At 55.5% G+C, this 20,262-nt stretch carries 7 protein-coding genes; 6 read left to right on the forward strand and 1 reads right to left on the reverse strand.

Annotated features, from left to right (window positions below):
* The first annotated feature begins 27 nt into the window (after positions 1-27).
* The 6 genes from dnaG (at position 28) to PGS25_RS02270 (ending at position 18,846) form a co-directional block, all read left to right on the forward strand.
* A complete protein-coding gene (gene dnaG / locus PGS25_RS02245) occupies positions 28-1,794 on the forward strand; it encodes a DNA primase (RefSeq protein ID WP_270417557.1) in 1,767 nt (588 codons plus the stop codon).
* Complete coding sequence (rpoD, locus tag PGS25_RS02250; RefSeq protein ID WP_118760287.1) at positions 1,791-3,029, forward strand: RNA polymerase sigma factor RpoD; 1,239 nt, start codon at positions 1,791-1,793, stop codon at positions 3,027-3,029. The genes dnaG and rpoD overlap by 4 nt, the downstream gene beginning before the upstream one ends.
* 614 nt (positions 3,030-3,643) lie before the next feature.
* On the forward strand, positions 3,644-5,728 hold the full coding sequence (locus PGS25_RS02255) for an elongation factor G (protein ID WP_270417558.1): 2,085 nt from the start codon (positions 3,644-3,646) through the stop codon (positions 5,726-5,728).
* A gap of 391 nt (positions 5,729-6,119) precedes the next feature.
* Entirely contained in the window at positions 6,120-8,054 is a 1,935-nt protein-coding gene (locus PGS25_RS02260; protein ID WP_270417560.1) for a sensor histidine kinase, read from the forward strand.
* The gene (locus PGS25_RS02265; protein WP_270417562.1) at positions 8,044-8,628 is read left to right on the forward strand and encodes a response regulator transcription factor; all 585 of its coding nucleotides are present in this window, start codon (positions 8,044-8,046) and stop codon (positions 8,626-8,628) included. The genes PGS25_RS02260 and PGS25_RS02265 overlap by 11 nt, the downstream gene beginning before the upstream one ends.
* 249 nt (positions 8,629-8,877) lie before the next feature.
* A complete protein-coding gene (locus PGS25_RS02270; protein ID WP_270417563.1) occupies positions 8,878-18,846 on the forward strand; it encodes an InlB B-repeat-containing protein in 9,969 nt (3,322 codons plus the stop codon).
* A gap of 478 nt (positions 18,847-19,324) precedes the next feature.
* Here the strand turns inward: PGS25_RS02270 and PGS25_RS02275 are convergent, their stop codons facing one another.
* Positions 19,325-20,251, reverse strand: coding sequence for an ROK family protein (locus tag PGS25_RS02275; RefSeq protein ID WP_270417564.1), 927 nt, complete (start codon positions 20,249-20,251; stop codon positions 19,325-19,327).
* Between the last annotated feature and the right edge of the window lie 11 nt (positions 20,252-20,262).

Here is a 20,262-nt window from a genome sequence, read left to right on the forward strand (position 1 = left end):
CGATAAATAGGGAAGGAGGGACACGAAATGCCGTTTGACCGTATATTTCTGGACGAGCTGTCCGCGCGGAACGACATTGTAGAGATCGTTTCGCAATATGTGCAGCTGAAAAAGAGCGGCGCGAATTATTTCGGTCTGTGCCCCTTCCACAACGAGAAAACCGGTTCGTTTTCGGTCTCTCCGGACAAGCAGATCTTTCACTGCTTCGGCTGCGGCGCAGGCGGCGGTGTCATCACCTTTATTATGAAGGCGGAAGGTCTGACCTTCCCGGATGCGGTACGCTATCTCGCCGAGCGGGCGGGCATGCAGATACCCGAACAGGGTGAAGCCGAGCGCAAAGCGGCGCGCCACAGAGAGCGTCTGTACGCGCTCTGCAGGGATGCCGGACGCTATTATTATGACACACTCTGGCGGCCTGAAAACCGAACCGCACAGCAGTATTTTATCAACCGAGGTCTGTCCCGAAGGACGATGAACCGCTTCGGACTGGGCTATGCACCGGATTCCTTCCACGCGCTCATCGACGCGATGACGGCCAAAGGCTACACGCGCGAGGAACTCATGGACGCCGGTCTGGTCAGCCGCAGCGAAAAGGGACATATTTACGACCGGTTCCGCAACCGTGTCATGTTCCCGATCATCGACGTGCGCGGCCATGTGATCGCATTCGGCGGCCGTGTGCTGGATGATTCCAAGCCGAAGTACCTGAACTCGCCGGAAACGCCGATCTTCCACAAGAGCCGCAATCTGTTTGCGCTAAACCTGTCAAAAAGCACGAAGAACGATTATTTTATCTTAGCCGAGGGCTATATGGATGTCATCGCGCTGCATCAGGCGGGATTTGATTCCGCGGTTGCATCGCTCGGCACCTCGCTGACCGAGGAGCAGGCGCGCATTATCGCGCGGCACACCGACCGCATTGTCATCTCGTATGATGCGGACGGAGCCGGTCAGGCGGCGGCACAGCGCGCGATTGACATCCTGAAAAAATGCGACCTGCAGGTCAAGGTGCTGCGCATTCCGGGAGCCAAGGACCCGGATGAATTCATCAAGGCGCGCGGCGCGGATGCGTTCCGCAATCTGATTGAACGCAGTGAGGATCACAACGCGTTCCGCATTGAGCAGATCGCCGCAAAGTACGACCTTGAGGACGATGAAGCACGCGTGCTGTTCCTCAGAGATGCAGCGCGCATGCTCGCCGGCATCGAGAGTACCATTGAGCGCGAGGTCTACGCCGGACGTGCCGCCAAGATGGCAGGCGTGACCGCCGAAGCCATGAACGTTGAGGTTCGGCGCGAACTCGGCATTCAGCGCAAGCGGCGAAAGGCCGCCGAACGGCGTGAGATACGCTCTCCGGTCGGACTGGCGCAGCCGAAAGACAGGTCGCTGGCGTATACCGACATGAAATCCGCAAAGGCTGAGGAGAACGTGCTTAGACTTCTGTTCTCGGACCAGAAATTGATTACCGTTGCCGAAAAAGACTTGCAGCCGGCGTGGTTTTCCGCACCGGTGCTGCGTAAGATATACGAGCGCGTGCTGGAGCTGAACCGAAACGACCAGATGGTCGATGTGCTGTCCTTTGAGGGATGGCTGGAGCCTAACGAAATGAGCCTGCTGTCCGCGATACTCGAACCCAGCATTCCGGCCGGAGAGCATCGAGGGGAACTGCAGGAATACATAAACACCATACGAATGCAGCGCGTCAAGGATGGAACCATTACACAGGCGGGAGAGGACCCGCTGCTTACATTCGGACGCATCAAAAAACAAAACGCGGGAGGACAAACGATATGACGAAAGCAAACGCAAATGCAGCCGCAAACGCACAGGAGCAGCAGGCAGCACAGCAGCAGATCCTGCGCGACCTGCTCGCGCTTGGCAAGAAGAACGGCCGCCTGACGCTCAAGGAGATTTCGGATGCACTGAGCCATCTGGAGCTGTCGAGTGAGGACATCGACAAGGTGTACGAGACGCTCGAGACCATGGGCATCGAGGTCGAGACGAATGGTGTGCTGGAGAAGGTCATCGGTGACGATGACGACTCCTTTGAGCCGGAGGAAGTGGAAGAGGTTCCGGAGGAAGAACTGGTCGATACCTCTGCCATGGCTGAGACGTTCGCCATTGATGATCCGGTCCGCATGTATCTGAAGGAAATCGGCAAGGTCGATCTGCTGTCTCCTGAGGAGGAGGTAACGCTCGCAGAGCGTATGCAGAAGGGCAACGAGGCCACAGAACGCATCGCAAACGAAGGCGATGCCATTCCGGCGGAGGAGCGCGCACAGCTTGAGAAGGATATCAAGCTCGGCGACCGTGCCAAGAAGCGTCTGGCTGAGGCGAATCTGCGACTGGTTGTCTCCATCGCAAAGCGCTATGTCGGCCGCGGCATGCTGTTCCTCGATCTGATCCAGGAGGGCAACCTCGGTCTGATCAAGGCAGTTGAGAAGTTCGACAGCACCAAGGGTTTTAAGTTCTCTACCTACGCAACGTGGTGGATTCGTCAGGCGATCACCCGTGCGATTGCAGATCAGGCACGTACGATCCGTATTCCGGTACACATGGTTGAGACTATCAACAAGGTTATCCGCGTTTCCCGCCAACTGCTGCAGGAGCTGGGCCACGATCCCAGCCCGGAGGAGATCGCCAAGGAGATGAACATGCCGGTTGACCGTGTGCGTGACATCCTGAAGATCGCGCAGGAGCCGGTATCGCTCGAGACGCCGATCGGCGAGGAGGAGGATTCTCACCTCGGCGACTTCATCCCGGACGACGACGCGCCGGAACCGGCAGAGGCGGCCTCCTTCATGCTGCTCAAGGAGCAGCTCGTTGAGGTGCTTAAGACTCTGACGCCGCGTGAGGAAAAGGTTCTGCGCCTGCGCTTCGGCATCGAGGACGGCCATACCCGCACCCTTGAGGAAGTCGGCAAGGAATTCAACGTAACTCGTGAGCGTATCCGCCAGATCGAGGCAAAGGCGCTGCGCAAGCTGCGCCATCCGTCGCGCTCCAAGAAGCTGAAGGATTTTCTGAACTAAGCAAGATATCAAAAGCCGCTTACCAATGGTAAGCGGCTTTTTTATGGAAAATGGAGAATGAAACCGTTGCGTTAATTCTCCATTCTCAATTACTGCGATATTCGAGATACCGCATAAAATGCTTGACCGGCGGCAAAGGTTTCTATCGTGTTGTAAAACTGCGGCAGAATTTGCCTGAGATCGGCAGAACGGACAGCTGTGCAAAATGCCGTCACAGGCTTCCCTTTGTCAGATTATGCGAAGGCGTTTTTTCTTCCTTTGTGAAGTAGCACTAAAATTATATCATTTTATTTGTAAGAAGTAAACAAAAGTGAGCGATTTTGCTGAAAATCTTCCGGAAATGCAAAAAACAAAGGAAAATTCGGATTTTTTATCAGAATGTGTGCGAAACGTACACTAAGTGGCCGCCGCTGTTATTCGACGGCGTTGTGAAAAATGCTACATGAAAATTGCACAAAAAACAGCTTGCATATCTGGCTTGTGTGGTGTATAATAACGAAGAAGGGAAACGATCCCGCAAAGAGAGGATCGCTCCCGCGAAACAAAGCGCCCAGGAGTATAACGTGCCGGCAGGGCACGATAACAGGTTAGGGCAGGGGAGTGTAATATAAACTATGGCGAATTATCCGGTTAACAAGATCCGTAATGTATGTCTGATGGGTCACGGCGGCGACGGCAAGACCTCGCTGGTCGAGAGCCTGCTCAATATCGCCGGTGTAACCGACCGCGTTGGCAAGATCGCGGACGGCAACACGGTTTGTGACTTTGATCCCGAAGAGATCAAGCGCAAGTTTTCCATTTCCACGGCTGTAGCGCCGGTAGAGTGGAACGGCTGCAAGATCAATCTGCTCGATACCCCGGGTTTCTTTGATTTTGAAAGTGAAGTGCAGTGCGCACTGCGCGTTGCGGAGTCCGCGCTGATCGTCGCAACCGGCAAGTCCGGTCCGGGCGTCGGCACCGAAAAGGCTTGGGCTCACTGTGAGGAGCACGCAATGCCGCGTATGTTCTACATCTCCAAGATCGACGAGGAAAACTCGGATTACTATAACTCTCTGCACAAGCTGCAGAAGCAGTTCGGCGTATCGGTAGCGCCGATCGTTGTCCCGATTTTTGAAGGCAACCGCGATACCGTTGGTATTGTGGACTGCGTTATCCGCAAGGCGTACCGCATGGAAGGCAACAAGCGTGTCGAGATCCCGATCCCGGACAACATGAAGGACCGTGTCGACCAGCACCGTGCAGCACTGTGCGAGAACATCGCCGAGCTGTCTGAGGACCTGATGGAGCGTTACTTCGCAGGTGAGGAGTTCTCGGATGAAGAACTGATCGCCGGCATCCGTCAGGGTGTGAAGGATCTGGTTCTCGCGCCGGTATTCTGCGGCACCGCTGCAACCGGTATCGGCTCCTACGCACTGCTCAAGGGCATTGCGGACTACATGCCGTCTCCCGATGAAAAGCCGGTCGAGATCTGCGAGGACGAAAAGGGCGAGCTGATTGAGATCAACTGCACCCCGAACGGCTCTACCTGTGCATTTGTATTTAAGACGGTCGCTGACCAGTACGGTCGCTTCTCCTACTTTAAGGTTATGTCCGGCGAGGTTAAGCAGGATATGACGCTGGTCAACAAGCGTGCCGATGCAAACGAGAAGATGGGCCACATCTTCACCGTATGCGGCAAAAAGACGACCGAGGTTCCGGTTATCGGCTGCGGTGACATCGGTGCCGTTTCCAAGCTGGTTACCACCAAGACCGGCGATACGCTTTCGATGAGCGTTCGCAAGGTTGAGCTTGAGTCGATCGAGATTGCGCCGCCGTGCTACACGCAGGCAATCGCGCCTAAGGTAAAGGGCGTTGAGGAGAAGATCTCCACCGGTCTTGCTCGTCTGCGTGACGAGGATCCGTCCTTCGATACCGAGTTTAACCCGGAAACCAAGCAGCATCTGATCTCCGGTGCCGGCGATATTCATCTGGACGTTCTGTGCTCCAAGCTGAAGGATAAGTTTGGCGTAGAGGTTACGCTGACCGATCCGATCGTTCCGTACCGCGAGAAGATTCGCAAGGCTGTTACGGTAGAAGGCAAGCATAAGAAGCAGTCCGGCGGTCATGGTCAGTACGGCCACGTTAAGATGGAATTTGCACCGTATGCCGAGGGTGATTATCTGTTCCAGGAGAAGATTTTCGGCGGTTCCGTGCCGAAGAACTTCCATCCGGCAGTTGACAAGGGCATCCGCGAGGCAATGGAGCATGGCGTTCTGGCCGGCTACCCGATGGTTGGCCTGCGTGCAACCCTGCTCGATGGCTCCTACCACGATGTAGACTCCAACGAGCTGTCCTTCAAGATGGCAGCACGTCTGGCATACAAGGCCGGTATCCCGGAGGCAAATCCGGTACTGCTCGAGCCGGTATGCTCGCTCAAGGTCGTTATCCCGGATTCCTACATGGGCGATGTTATCGGCGATCTGAACAAGCGCCGCGGCCGCATCATGGGCATGAATCCGCTCGACGGCGGCAAGCAGGAGATCGTGGCCGAGTGCCCGATGGCAGAGCTTGGCGATTACGCGATCAAGCTGCGCTCCATGACGCAGGGCAGAGGCTCGTTTGTTTCCCAGTTCGAGCGCTACGATGAGGCACCGGTTCCGGTACAGGAAAAGGTTATCGCAGCGAATAAGGCTCGTCTGGAGGCGCTGAACAAGGAATAACATTCCCTGCATTTTGTGAAATTGAAACCGGCTGCGTGAGCGGCCGGTTTTTCTTTGCTTAACCGGTTAGAAATGGGTGTTTGACGCTTGCGAAGCGAACGAAACTTGCCTACCCGGCAGGGGCACAAGAGGGTAGACACCTGCGTTTTCCACCCTCTGATTTTCACCCCTTTCCCTTAGAGGGCATAGCGAAAATCAGAGAGTGGCAACCGCTTCGAAATAGGGGAACGTCAGAGGATTTTTTCTATCGTAGGGGAGCACAGTGTGCTCCCATTTCTTTACCTCTACGCAGTGCCGGAACTTTGCTGCTGCACAGGCGGTTTCATTCTCACTCCTATCTTGCAGAAACTGAAGATTTCTCCTATAATGAGATTTGAAGGGGGAGCTGCCCATGAAAAACAAACGAATGCGCTATATCTCGATAACGGCGGCTATCCTGCTGGTTTTTGTGCTGCTGATGCTGCTGTTTTCCAACCGATCGGGAAATTTCAGCGCAATGGAAGCGCAGGACGGCGTACTGGATGCAACATCAGCGGACTTTTCGTCGGCGGTATATGAGATAGACGGTGAATGGGCGTTCTATCCTGAGATACTCGGCAGCGGTGCAGAGCTGAACACTGCCCAACCGGGAGAACGCAATGAATCCATTCCATGCGGCTCATACCGGCTGAAAATACACGCGCAGCCGAAACAATACCTGACACTCGGCGGCTACTCATTCGATTACAGCACGCGCGTGCTGGTAAACGGCAGTGAAGTGCTCGAAATCGGCAAGGTTGGGGCGTCTGCGGCGGAGTCTGAGCCGCGCATCGACTACATGCTCATACCGATTTACACCGGCGAGGACGGCACGGTCGAGGTGGTCTGTCAGTATGCGAATTTCGTGCACCGCGAAGGCGGCGGTCTGACGCAGATGCACCTGTCCACTGCGGAGAACATCGACCGTATGCGCCGAAGCCGGAATCTGTATTCACTGGTGCTTGGCGGTTCGCTGTGCCTGTTCGGCATGTATTTTCTGCTGTTTGCGGTCTTTCAGGGCGAGATCAAGTATGTTTTCCTCGCGGTCATCTGTGTGCTGCTCGGTCTGCGCGACCAGAATTTCTATGTGCTGCATCTGCTGCCTGCAAACTACAACTGGGCAGTCGCATATCGGTTTCTGGTGCTGATGATTACGCTGCAGCCGTGTTTTCTGCTGCTTTTGCTGCAAAGCCTGTACGAAAAACTGGCGAAGCCAATCGTTGTGCGGTGCTATGCGGTGCTGTATGCCGTGCTGGCGGCGGCGCATTTTATCCTGCCGACGCAGGATATCGCACCGCTGAGTAAAATCGGGTACTATCTCTCGATGCCGTTTTTCCTGTATCTGGTTGTACAGCTGATTCGGCGGTTCTGGCGTATCCGGCGGTTTGAACGGGACGATGTGCTTGTTCTGCTCGGCTATCTGCTGCTGTTCGGCTCGAACGTGTACGAGGCGGTATTTGGCCGCATCGTGACGACCATCACGCGCCACGGAGCAGCGCCGCCGTATCTGCTGGTGTTCGTGTTCCTGATTGCGGGAGCCATCAGCCTGAAGATCAACCGCCGGGAACAGGAGCTGTCCGAGAGCCGCCGTCAGCGCGAGGTGCTGACCCAGCTCAACCGGCTGAAAAGCGAATTTCTGCACCAGATGGCGCATGAACTGAAAACACCGCTCACGGTTATGAGCGGCTACGCGCAGCTGACCGACTGGCAGCTTGGCACCGGAGAGGTCAGCGCGGACGCGCATGAACACATGCAGACCATTTCGTCCGAAGCGCAGCGGCTTTCTGCGCTCGTATCGCGGCTGATCGATCTCGCCAACGGCGGTTCACCCGATATTGAGATGGGCGTCATTGACGCGGCGCAGCTGCTGTCCGGTGCGGCGGATGTATGCCGTCCCATGCTGGAAAAAAAGCACAACCGGCTGGAAAGCGACAGCGGAGACGGTATTGCGCTCTGGGGCAATCCGGAAATGCTGCTGCAGGTGCTCATCAACCTGACGGTCAATGCCAACCGTCATACGGAGAACGGCGTGATCGCCTACCGCATTACGGACGAGGGCGAGCGGGTGTGCCTGCGTGTGAGCGACACCGGCAGCGGCATTGCGCCCGACCTGCTGCCGCATATCTTTGAGAAGGGCTGCAGCGGCGACGGCGGCAGCGGTATCGGTCTGACGATATGCGCGGACGCGATGAAGATTCACCACGGCTCGCTCGAGGTGGAGCATACCGATGCAGACGGCACGGTGTTCCGGCTCGAACTGCTGAAAAAGCCGCTCAAAACACAAGGAGAGAACGATTGTGGAAGATAAACTGATTTTGCTGGTGGAGGACAATCCGCACATCATGGCGATCAACGACGCGGCATTGCACATGCGCGGTTACCGCACCCTGCAGGCAGAAACCGCGCACAAGTGCCGGGAGCTGCTGTGCTTTCACGCGGTGGACTTGATCGTGCTGGATATTCTTCTGCCGGACGGCGACGGCGTGGCGCTGTGCCGTGAGATCAAGCAGGAATATGACGTGCCGATCCTGTTCCTGACCGCTATGGGCGAAAACGAGGATATCGTCAAGGGACTGACCGCAGGCGGAGACGATTATCTGACAAAGCCGTATGATCTGGAGGTGTTCATGGCCCGCGTGGAAGCGCGTCTGCGTGCGGCGCACCCGAAGGAACGCGCAGTACGGCTTGGCCCGCTGCGGATGAATCTGCTGAGCGGACGCGCGTACATCGGAGAGACCGACCTGAATCTGACGCAGAAGGAGTTTGCGGCGCTGCTGTATCTGGCGCGGCACCCGAACCGCAGCGTCAGCGCGCAGGAGCTGTACGAGGCGGTCTGGCAGCAGCCGATGGGAGCCGACCCGCATGCCGATCTCGCGGCTTAAGCAGAAGCTCGGCGGAGAGGATGCGAGGGTCACGGTCAATTCGTACCGCAGCAGCGGCTATCGGCTCGAGGAGCAATAATTGAACAGCGGACGGCGAAGGTAACAAATTTGATACCTTCGCCGTCCGCTGTCTTTTTGCCTTTATACTGAAAGTAGGGTGAAATACCTGTATCCTCGGACGGTGCTCCGCAGTAAAGCAAGGGGAAAGCCGTGGAAACCGTTTATTTCATAAGGCAAGGAGGAAGAAAAATGAAAAAAAGAATTTGCAGTTTGCTGCTGATATGCAGTATGCTGGCAGGTCTGCTGCCGCAGATCGTGCTGCCGCAGGCGGCGGCAGCGGATACTGCAGCAGCAACAGATGGCTTTGGTCTGCCCACGGAAGAAAAAACGGGCATAAAAGACACAGCCACACTTCGTAATAACCCATACGGCACGCTGGGATGGGTTCCGCTGTTCCAGAACCACGAGCTGGTTGTAGCCGGCGTGGACTCGGATGAGTTCCAGACGACATACGAGGGCGAAGTCAAAGGAAAGGGCAATCAGATGTCTACGTTTCGGTGGAGCAACTCGACCGATGTCGGCAATGCCGAGCGTATTGCGACTGTGGCATTTGACCCGAACGGCACCGGCAAAGATGAGTACATCGCTAATCTGGTGTTCGATAAGAACGCAAAGCGGCTCAAGCTGTATGTCACCAACAAGGACCGCAAGGTGTCTGGTGTTAAGGATGTTTGCGGTGGCGACAGTGAATACATCAAGAAACTGAAATTCTACCAGACCCGCGCTATGCTGTGCCTGACCGCCGGCGACTTTGACGGCGACGGCAAGGACACCCTGATGGTCTACACGCCGGGCAACAACAAGAGTACGGATACGGTAGACAGCATTAAGGAGTATACGTTCAGCGGCGACACACTGACTGACAAGGGTCGTGTAATTAACCTCGGTGACGTCATCGACGGCGGCCGAGACGCGCTGAAAGCAATGCTGTACCACGACGGCAACGGCGATAACGAGCTGCGCGCGCATCTGAGCGTTGATATGGAAGTCGGCGACGTGGATATGGACGGTATCGACGAGCTGGCAATGACAGTCAATGTCAACGACCTGAAGGAGAAATCGTATGACGGTCATACCGACTACGAGAAATCCTATCTGACGGTTTACGATTACAACAACAATAAAAGCTGGAAGCAGCTGATGAACAAGAAACTGCTGAACAGCAATGACGGTCCAAGCGGCCGTGCCCGTTTTGCAGGCGTAACCATCGGTTATGTCAGCGATGCGCCGAGCGGCAGTATGCCGCCGGAAGTTGTTGCGGTAGGCTACTACGATAAGAATGGTAATTATCAGGACTGCGACTTTGACAAGAGCAAGCTGCTGGCATACAGCTATCAGTACAGCACGAATGATAATTCGTGGACAGCGAAATGCAAGGCGACCGAAGTTGTCACCAACGGCTTTACCAATACCGGCACCAAGGGTGACGATGTGCAGAATCCGATCGCGGTAGCGGCTGTTGCGGCGGACGGCGTGAACACCCAGGAATATCTGTTCATTTCCGGCAGTATGTATAAAGTCGACCCGGCGAACGGCAAGCAGCTGTCTATCCTGGAAGGCTCGGATAAGGGACATGACCGCTGGCTGGGCGGCCGACTCATTAACAACAGCGGTATTCTGGACTATGCCGTCGGCAATTTTAACGGCAACAAGCAGGGCATGGAACAGGTATACTACGTTGAGTACCGCAAGCAGGAGACCTTCGACAAGCAGTTTTTGAAGATTGGTCAGCTTTACAAAGGATCGACTGGCAGCACGTTCACGCGCTGGGAGGATGATTGGACATACTATGACAAGAGCAACTGCAATCTGGCGCTTACAACGGCAGATGTGAACAACGATGCCATGCTTGCGAAGATCCAAAGCGTCAGCACCGGCTATACCGATCCGAAGGTAATGGCGATTCTGGAGGCGTCGCCGCATTTTGCGGAGGTGAATGACGGCGATATCGGAAACTCGCAGACCGGAATCGGATACAGTAAGGATAATACTGTAGTAGTAACGGCATCCGGTTCGTTTGGTTTTGATATCATGGCGGGCTTTGAATATGTTGCACCGCTGATTGAGACCGGCGGCGGTGTTGAATTTAATACCAGTCATACCTTTACTGTTGGTGCAACAAAATCTACAAGCAAGGAAATAACGGTCGAGTATTCTAATGATACGAACGACAATATGGTGCTCATGTATGCAACACCGATGACCTATTACGAGTATCAGGTGAAGTATCCGGATGACACAATGAAGGGTAATTCGCCGAAGCTGACCAGTTCTATGACGCTGGCGGTTCCGGGTAATCCTTCGATGCGCATGGTTTCGGTAGATACTTATAATAAGGCTGCTTCGGCGTACGAGGGTATGCAGCAGATTGGCAGCAACCTGCATCTGGGCACGTCCGGTCAGCCGAATACGTATCGTTCCAGTCTGCCGAGCGGTTCCCATTCGGAGCAGTCCGGTAAAGTTGGTCATTACAAAGATTCGGGTACACAGCTGCAGAGTTTTACGGTTGCAACCAGCAGCGGCGTAAACTTTGAGTACTCCTATGAGGGTTCGGTGCAGATGTATGGTGTAGTTGGCGGCTTCAAGGCTGGCGGCGGCTATCACTGGGGAGCAAGCGCCGGAACCGAAAGGGTAAACACCAATACGATTACCAAGCTGGGCGCTGTTACCGGCGGCGGCGATTCGCGCTATAACTTTGACTGGAGCTTCGGCACATGGACGGTACCGTTCAACGGCGATGAAGTACCGGTATTGGGCTATGTTGTCAGCAATGTGACGGCACCGCCGTCTCCGGCGCAGGATCTGTCGCTGAGCGAGCAGACCACCAACAGCATGGTGCTGTCGTGGGAATCCGGCGACCGTCCGGCAGAGTATTACAAGATTTACCGCTATCTTGAAGATAATAAGGAAGAACCGTTCGTATTGATTGATACTGTGGATGCGGCTGAATCTTCGAGTGGTCAGTATGAGTACACGCTGAAGGATCTTGCACCTAATACGAAGTATCAGTATGCGATTACCTCGGGATATTACACCAGTCAGGAAGAATCGGTTGAAAGCGAGATTATTGCCGGTACAACTCTGGCAAATGATAAGAGCCGTCCGGACATCAACGGACCGCATAACGCAACCGTTCAGATGAACGGCTCGGCGACCTTCGAGGTACTGGCTTCTGTACCTGCTGAGTACAGCAGCACGAGATACCAGTGGCAGCAGCGTCTGCCGGGCAAAAAGTGGGGCAATATTGCAGGGGCAGCTAAGGACAGCTATACTGTAAAATCGGTAACGAGTGACCTAAACGGTGCGATGTACCGCTGCGTGGTAACATGTTATGACGGTGCAAGAACGCCCATTTCGTTCTACAGCGATGCGGCAACGCTGACGGTTGGTACACCGCAGGCAACCGCCGGTTTGACGGTATCCTGTACTTCTACTTTGGAGGGCAGCGGCACTCAGGATACCCCGTATATCGGTCAGAGTAATTTCAACACGGTTAAAACCACGACAGAATCCGTAAAGACAACCGTTCCGTGCACCGTAGAAGCCGATGGCATGACGCTGAATGTTTACAAGGTAAACGATCAAAAGGAAAAATATGTCGGCATCGGTGAAAAGAGGGAAACAAACGGTTCGATATCGACCGTATACTACGCCGTAACAAAGAATGGCGAGACATATACCGCAGGTGCGGAACTCACCATGAATACCACCTATCAGTGGAAAAACGGTGAGACGGCAGTAACGGTGCCGAGCACAATTACGCCGGAAACTGTGGTGATAGACCAAGACGCAAAAAAAGCAAAAGCGTTTACGCTGGACAGTACAACGTATGTACCGACAGCCGCGGAATACGACGAAAGCAAGTACCGGAACGGCGAGCAGTACCTGATTCACGGTGAGGATAAGGTGACGGAGAACGGAGTTGAAGTTCCGCGCTATATCCTCAGCAAGATGGATAAGTCGACCAGTGGTGCAGACAGTACCGCAGAGGACACCTATACCGTCGAGTATTATCAGATGCTGAAGAAGGCAGAGAACAGCTATGAACTGACCGAGCTGTCCTGCACACCGCAGACGAAGCTGGGCAATTATACGGATCCTTCGTTCACACTGGTAACAAAGGAAACTACGGTTCCAAATAAGGTTACTACCTCTACGCCGGGTTCCGGTACGGCGCTGACCCTGACAACGAAAACGACGGAAAAGGCGGAAAAGAACGACGCTCCACTCGGCAATGTGGAGTACACGCTGACGATTACGAACACGTCGGACGGCACGGTCAGCACGATTGTCGGCAGAACGAACAGCAGCGGCACGGACAGCAAAACGTGGACTGCACCGACAGCCGGTCTGTATGCCATCACGACCACCGCGACTGGCGGCTTGACAAGTGATACGGTATATTATCTGGCAGGCGTGCAGAGCGTAAAGGACGGCGAGACCAACACAACGGAGACCGTTTACACGCTTAAAAGCGCTGTTGGCAACGAAAACAAGATTACGAGCGTATACGGTACGCCGATTGATCTGACCGTGCAGCAGCAGACTGTAACGAAAAACGGAAACGATGTTACCGCAGGCAGCAAAACAGAGGTTACGGGAATCACCTACACCTGGCGTCAGTCCGGTCAGAGCGAGAGTCCGGAAACGGCTATCACCGGCAGCACTTTCCGACCGGAGAAGGCGGGAACCTATATCATTACGGCATATCAGGATGATAGCGATACTTCCAAGCGCACCAAGCTGGCCTCCACGACCATTACAGTAAAGCGCAAGCCGCTGGAGCTGTATGTAACCTGGGATAAGGATAACAGCGAGCACACTTCGACCGAAGCGCCGGACAGCAAGAGCGCATTTGAGGTTAAGTCGGATGCTCTAGAGTCGGGTGACACCCTGCCGTCGGCAATTACAGCCGCATGTGCGCTGTATGATGACAATGGCAACCGAAAGAACGTCAGCGGCCGCTTTGAGGTAACGATTGCCGTCAACGGTGAGAACACGGCTGTGAAGTCGCTGCTCGAGAAGTACGAGCTGAATCTGACCAAGCGCATGTTGGTTGTCCAGCAGGACACCCTGAGCGTAACCTATCACGCCGGTGAAGGCGGCTCACTCAGTGCAAGCTACAAAAGCGGCGACCTCGACCAGAAGTTTGAAAGCGGTAAGAATATCGCTAAGAACACCAAGCTGATGTTTGATGCCAAGAGCAACGACGGTTTCCTTGTAAAGGAATGGAAGGTCAACGGTCAGTCCATTACCGGTAATACAAAGTACAAGGTGACGAAGATTCTGTCGAACGGCAAAAAGGTCGGCGAACGACTGACGGTAGCGGCGCTGACGGAAAAGCTGGACGTAGAGGTAGCCTTCAGCAGTGATTCGCACACGATTACCTTCAGCAGCGGCGAAGGCGGTGAGCTGACCGCAGCACTGAAGGACGGCGGTGCAGTCATGACCGGACAGAAGATTGCGGAAGGCGCAAATGTGACGTTCACGGCTGCGCCGATCACCGGTATGTCGGTAGCACGCTGGATGGTGGACGACAAGCCGTATTACTGGCCGGGTACGACCGATCTGTACCGTGAGAAAACGCTGACGCTGGAGAACATCGAAAAGGATCACACGGTCAGCGTATCGTTCAGCAACGCCAAGACCCATAAGGTGACCTTCACCTACGTGAACGAATCCGGTACGGCGATCGGTGAGCAGCAGACCTCTGCAAAGCTGGCGGACGGAACGGAGGCAGACCTTAATGCCATTCCGGACGGCGCGGCAGTGACCTTTGCGCTGGAAAATCTGAACGATAACTACACGGTCAAGGAGTGGCAGGTAGACGGCAAGGCGGCAGTCGGTTCGGGTGCAAAAACCAGCTTTACGCTGCGCAATATCACGAAGGATCACGAGGTCAAGATCGTGATCAGTGCAGCACAGGCGGCAAAGATCACCTTCAAGGCGGTGGACGCAGACGGCAAGGATATCACGGATACGAATATCGCGTCTGTCACCGCGAAAATCGGCAGCACGGAAATCCACAGCGGCGATACGATTCCGGCGTACACCGAAGTGACCTTCACAGCTGCGGTAGGCGAGGACTACTACGTTTCCGGCTGGAAGAACGCAGCGCAGGACGCACAGGACGCCAACAAGGCGGTTCTGACCGGTTGGAACACCGATACCGCAGTTGAAGTAACGGTGTTGGAGAAGCCGAAGGTGACAGTGGCTGCGCCGGTCAACGGCACAGTCGAAGTTGCTGGCACACGCGGCATCCAGAATGTAACATTGATTGGTGCGGCAGGTGAAAACGGCCATGTGAATATGAACAGCACGGCAGCAATTACAGCAACACCGAGTGCTGGCTACTTCGTTAAGAGCATTATCGTTACAACTGACGGTGCAGCGCAGACGTTCGATTATGACAGTGCAGAGAAGTATCAGCCGGGTGAGGTAACGAAGGATGATATCCAGATTACGAAGGATACCTTGGTTCAGGTAATCTTTGCAGAGAAGCCGACGGTAACCTTTGGCGGTGACACTCACATCACCGTAACGGCAAAGCAGGGTAACAAGACGCTGAGCACCGGCGATCATGTCGAGAAGTACAGCGGCGATATCGTATTTACGGCAACACCGGATGATGGCTACGAGACTGACAACTGGAACGTTACCGGTTGGACGAATGTCAACGGAGCAGAAAATGATAACACCACTTATACCCGGAGTGGCTCTATCGAAAGCAATGTAGACGTTCATGCAACGTCTAAGGCGCTCCCGCAGTACGACTTCACCCTGTCCGTTGATTCGCTCGGTGACGAGGGAGACGGCGGCACGGTTTCCGCAGAAATCACCCGCAAGGGCATGAGCGCATACGAACAGGAGAACCTCGAAGCAGGCACGCACAGCTTCTACCGCGACTCGAATATCACGATCACGGCGGTGCCGAACGCAGGCTACCGCGTACAGGACTGGACCATCAACGGCCAGACCACGGCGGATACCGCAACGCGCAAGACACTGAGCAAACCGCAGGATGAAACGACGGTTCAGGTCCGCTTTGTCAAGCTGGTGACCGGCATCACCTTCGGTCCGACGGACAAAACGAGCGAAGGCGGCTACTTGAGTGAAGCCATTGCGAACGGCGAGTCTATCCTCAAGGATGCGGCTGCCGGTGCGAATATTGCGGCACGTGTGCCGATCCAGTTCACGGCAGAGGTAAAGCCTGGTTACGAAATCGAAGGCTGGTATATCAATAATGTGCGTGACGACAGCGCAGGCACAGGCGAAACCTACACCTATCCGAATACGACCAGTGCAAGCTCGATTTACATTGAACCGAAGTTCCGGCAGGTTGAGTATGACATCACCACAGGCGATAACGTCACCGTAGACGGCGGCGAAACGACCGCGCGCGGCGGCGAGTCGCTCACCTTTACGGCAGTACCGCCGGCAGGTCAGAATGTGATCGGCTGGACGGTAAACGGCGAGGCTGTACAGAGCAGCGGCAATACGCTGACTTGGACGGTCGAGAACGGCTATCTTACGCAGCCGAACGTAACGGTATATCACGTTGCGGCACAGTTCAGCGCAGGCGAGTACGAAGTAACGTACAGCCAGCCGGCAAACGGCACGCTGAGTGCATCGGTTGCAGCTGGCACACGGGTCAACGGCGGCACTAAGGTTGCTTTCACTGCAGAACCCAATGAGGGTTACGAGATTGACGAGTGGACGGTAAACGGTCATTCGGTTGCCAACAGCAGCAGCACCTACACCCTGAACGTAACCGAAAACAGCAGGGTTGCAGTCACCTTCAAGGCAATGGTTCCGGTCAGCGCCGTGCGGAACGGCAGAAACGGCAATATCGCCATCACCGCAAACGGCAAGACGATCACGGACGGCTATGTTTCCTCCGGCTCGGACGTAACCTTCACCGTAACGCCGGAGAACACGGACGATATGGTGCAGGCATGGCAGGTGAACGGCTCGACAGTCGCTGAGATGACCGATACGGCGGATGCACCGCTCAGTTACACCGTGCAGAATGTAACCACAGATACCGAGGTTTCCGCAACGCTGATTGAGCGCCCGACATACACCATTACGGTAACGAGCGAGGGCAGCGGTACGGCGTCGGCAGAACCGGCAAGCGTCAAGCGCGGCGGCAGCACGACTATTACGGCAGTGCCGAGCAGCAATAGCTACTATCTCAAGGAATGGTCGGTTAACGGCGGTGCTGCACAGGCTGCCTCCGGCAATACGCTGGCACTGACGGAAATTCGCAGAAATACCACAGTCAAGGCCGTATTTGACGGCGCGATCAACTACGATGTAACCCTGGATGTTCAGGGTGCAGATACCGGCACAACGGTTGCTGCAGCGGCAAACGGCAAGGCCATTACGCCGCAGAAGAACAGTCCGGCAAGTGTTACCCGCGGCAGCAAGATCATATTCACGGCAACGCCTGCCGTAGAAAACGGACGAAACAAGCAGATGGTCGCACAGTGGACGGTAAACGGTGTAGATCAGAATAACATCTCTAACGAGCTGGTTATCCCGAGCCTGACCGGCAAGACCGATGTGGCTGTCAAGTTCGTTCCCTACGAAGGTTTCGTTATCCCGACCGGCGGCATTGGCTGGAAGGTCTCCGATGTGAAGCGCGTACCGAATGATACGCAGCCGACAAGCGAAATCCGCAAGAACGGCGATCTGACATTCACAGTCGGTCTGGCAGGCGACTACACGGTAATCAGCAAGCTGGTCATCAACGGCTACGACTGCATCAACGGCAAACTTGTCGAAAATGCAACGCTGCACGGCTGTAACGCAGTGGAAGCCAAGAAGAACGCAAACGGCAGTTACACCGTCACGATCAAGAACGTAACGGCAGTGCCGGATATGAGCGTAGAAGCGCATCAGGTAATCATCGGCAGTCTGACCGTTCCGGAGAAATTCAAAAATATTCCGGAACTGGATACGGTCGAAAAGATTCAGGCAAAGCTGACAGCGGAACTGACTGGCAGGAAGGATGGCGTGGCGTTCTACGACATCGCGCTTAAATACTATGACAGCGGCAAGTGGATTCCGGTAAACGAAAACAACTTCCCGGCGGACGGTGTAGACGTTGTTCTGCCGTATCCGAACGGTACGGACAGCAAGGATACCTTCCAGATCGTCCATATGCTGACCAAGACCGGCTCCGAGGGCAAGATCGAGAAGGTTACCCATATCACCAAGGAGAACGATGGTCTGCGGTTCCATGTAACCAGCCTGTCTCCGTTCGGCGTAAGCTGGACGAAGTATACCGCGCCGACTTCGGGCGGCGGCGGCGGTGGCGGCGGCGGAGCCGTTGCCCCGACCACCTACGACATCGTGATCCCGTCCGCACTGGCGAATATCGTCAAGGCGAATAAGACCAAGGCGGCCGCAGGCGACACCGTAACGCTGACTGCTGCCGGAGAAGGTACGCTGACTGTCACGGACGCAAACGGCAAGACGGTTGCCCTGACCGACCTCGGCAGCGGCAAATACACCTTTAAGATGCCGTCGGCTAAGGTCAGCGTGGGCTTCAAGACCACCGCAGATCAGCCGTGTGATGGCGGCAAGGATTGTCCGTCCGCACCGTTTACGGATGTAGATACTGCAAAGTGGTATCATCTGTCCGTTGATTATGTGCTCACGCACAAAATGATGAACGGTGTATCGGGCCGTGCATTTGCACCGAATGCCAACCTGACGCGCGGTATGCTCGTGCAGATCCTGTATAACCTGGAAGGCAAGCCGAAGGGCACAGCGGCGAACTTCTCGGATGTGCAGGCTGACGCATGGTATGCCGAAGCAGTCGGCTGGGCAGCGTCCAATAAGGTCGTAACCGGCTATGCAGACGGTACCTTCCGACCGAATGCCGCCGTCACCCGCGAGCAGGCGGCAGCGATCCTGTATCGCTACGCCAAGAGCAAGGGTATCGACGTAAGCGTGGGTGAGAATACCAATATTCTCAGCTATGTGGATGTTCAGCAGGCCAGTGAGTACGCGATTCCGGCTCTGCAGTGGGCAGTCGGCGCAGGTGTGCTGAACGGCAAGAATGGCAGCCGTCTGGCACCGACCGGCACCGCCACCCGTGCCGAGATCGCAGCGATCATGCAGCGCTGGTGCGAAAACATCATCAAGTAACGGCAGACAAAACAGCAGGACAGAGAAAAGGGCTGACCCGACGGGTCAGCCCTTTTTCTATGCGGTTGAATCATGGAGAATGGAAAATTGACGTGACGGTTTACCATTGCGTGGGAGCACACTGTGCTCCTCTACGGGGTAGATGGTACCAATCGGTAAATTCGCAGGTGCCGTCCGTAGTCACCAGACCAACGAGTTGCGCGGCACTGTCATGCCGCGCCTGCGTAGAGTAACTCATATGTGTAGCAGTAAGGTAACTGAACTGCGAATAGGTAAAAGAAAAGGACGGACCTCAATAGGTCCGTCCTTGCGAATAGAAAAATCCTCTGCCGTTCTTCTTTTCGAAGCGGTCGCCGCTCTCCGATTTTCGCCAGACTATCCCAAAGGGAAAGGGGTGATTCACAAGAGGGTGGAAACCTTGGTGTCTACCCTCTTGTGCCCCTGCCGGGCAGGCAAGATTCGTTCGCTTCGCAAGCGATTACTCTACAAGCATCGCTGCGCCCACCAGACCTGCGTCATTGCCGAGCGACGCACAGACGATCTCGGTATTTCGGTCCTCACCGCGGAAGGTCTGCGGGAAGGTGAGCCGCCGCAGCGGCTCGAGCAGCTTTTCACCGTAGCCCGCCAGTCCGCCGCCGAGCACGATGCTCTCCGGCTGAAACAGGTTGACAAAGCTCGCCAGACCGTTCGCCAGATTGCCGCAGTATTCGTCAAACAGCTCCTGCGCGAGCGCATCTCCTGCGTCCACCGCGTCGCAGATCTGCTTGGCGTTCAGCTGCCCCTTGTGTACGGCAAGCACGCTCTTTCGTCCGTCCTCGAGCGCACGCTCGGCAAACCGCACGAGCGAAGCCGCCGAGCAGTACGCCTCCAGACAGCCGCGCCGTCCGCAGTTGCACGGCTCGCCGTCCTTTCGGATAACCATGTGCCCGATCTCACCGGCAATGCCGTTGCAGCCGGTATACAGCTGGCCGTTAATGATAATGCCGCCGCCAACGCCGGTGCCGAGCGTTACCATCAGCATGTTGCGCGTGCCCTTGGCCGCACCGGCAGTCGCTTCGCCGAGTGCGGCGCAGTTGGCGTCGTTATCCAGATGCACCGAGCAGCCGAACTCCGGCAAAAACGCATCCGCAAAGCTGACGTTATTCAGACCCAGATTGGTGCCGAACCGCAGGGTGCAGGTCGCCTTGTCAAACGAGCCGGGCACACCGATGCCGATCGTCGTTACGTCCTCTACCGCGCAGCCATGCGCCCTGCACAGCGAGAGCGCCAGCGCTTTCATATCCGCTTTCAGGCCGGCTGCGTTGCCGGTCCGGGTCGGAAGGCTGTCCCTCAGCAGCAGCGTACCATCCTCGGCGCAGAGCGCCGCCTTAACGGTCGTGCCGCCCAGATCAATACCGATTCTCATCGCAAATCCTC

It is taken from the genome of Butyricicoccus sp. AM78-15b2TA (genome assembly GCF_027665985.1).
Taxonomy (GTDB): Bacteria; Bacillota; Clostridia; order Oscillospirales; family Butyricicoccaceae; genus Agathobaculum; species Agathobaculum butyriciproducens.

Coding starts and splice junctions, on each gene's coding strand:
- dnaG (WP_270417557.1), top strand. CDS start 28: ATGCCGTTTGACCGTATATTTCTGGACGAGCTGTCCGCGCGGAACGAC.
- rpoD (WP_118760287.1), top strand. CDS start 1,791: ATGACGAAAGCAAACGCAAATGCAGCCGCAAACGCACAGGAGCAGCAG.
- PGS25_RS02255 (WP_270417558.1), top strand. CDS start 3,644: ATGGCGAATTATCCGGTTAACAAGATCCGTAATGTATGTCTGATGGGT.
- PGS25_RS02260 (WP_270417560.1), top strand. CDS start 6,120: ATGAAAAACAAACGAATGCGCTATATCTCGATAACGGCGGCTATCCTG.
- PGS25_RS02270 (WP_270417563.1), top strand. CDS start 8,878: ATGAAAAAAAGAATTTGCAGTTTGCTGCTGATATGCAGTATGCTGGCA.
- PGS25_RS02275 (WP_270417564.1), bottom strand. CDS start 20,251: ATGAGAATCGGTATTGATCTGGGCGGCACGACCGTTAAGGCGGCGCTC.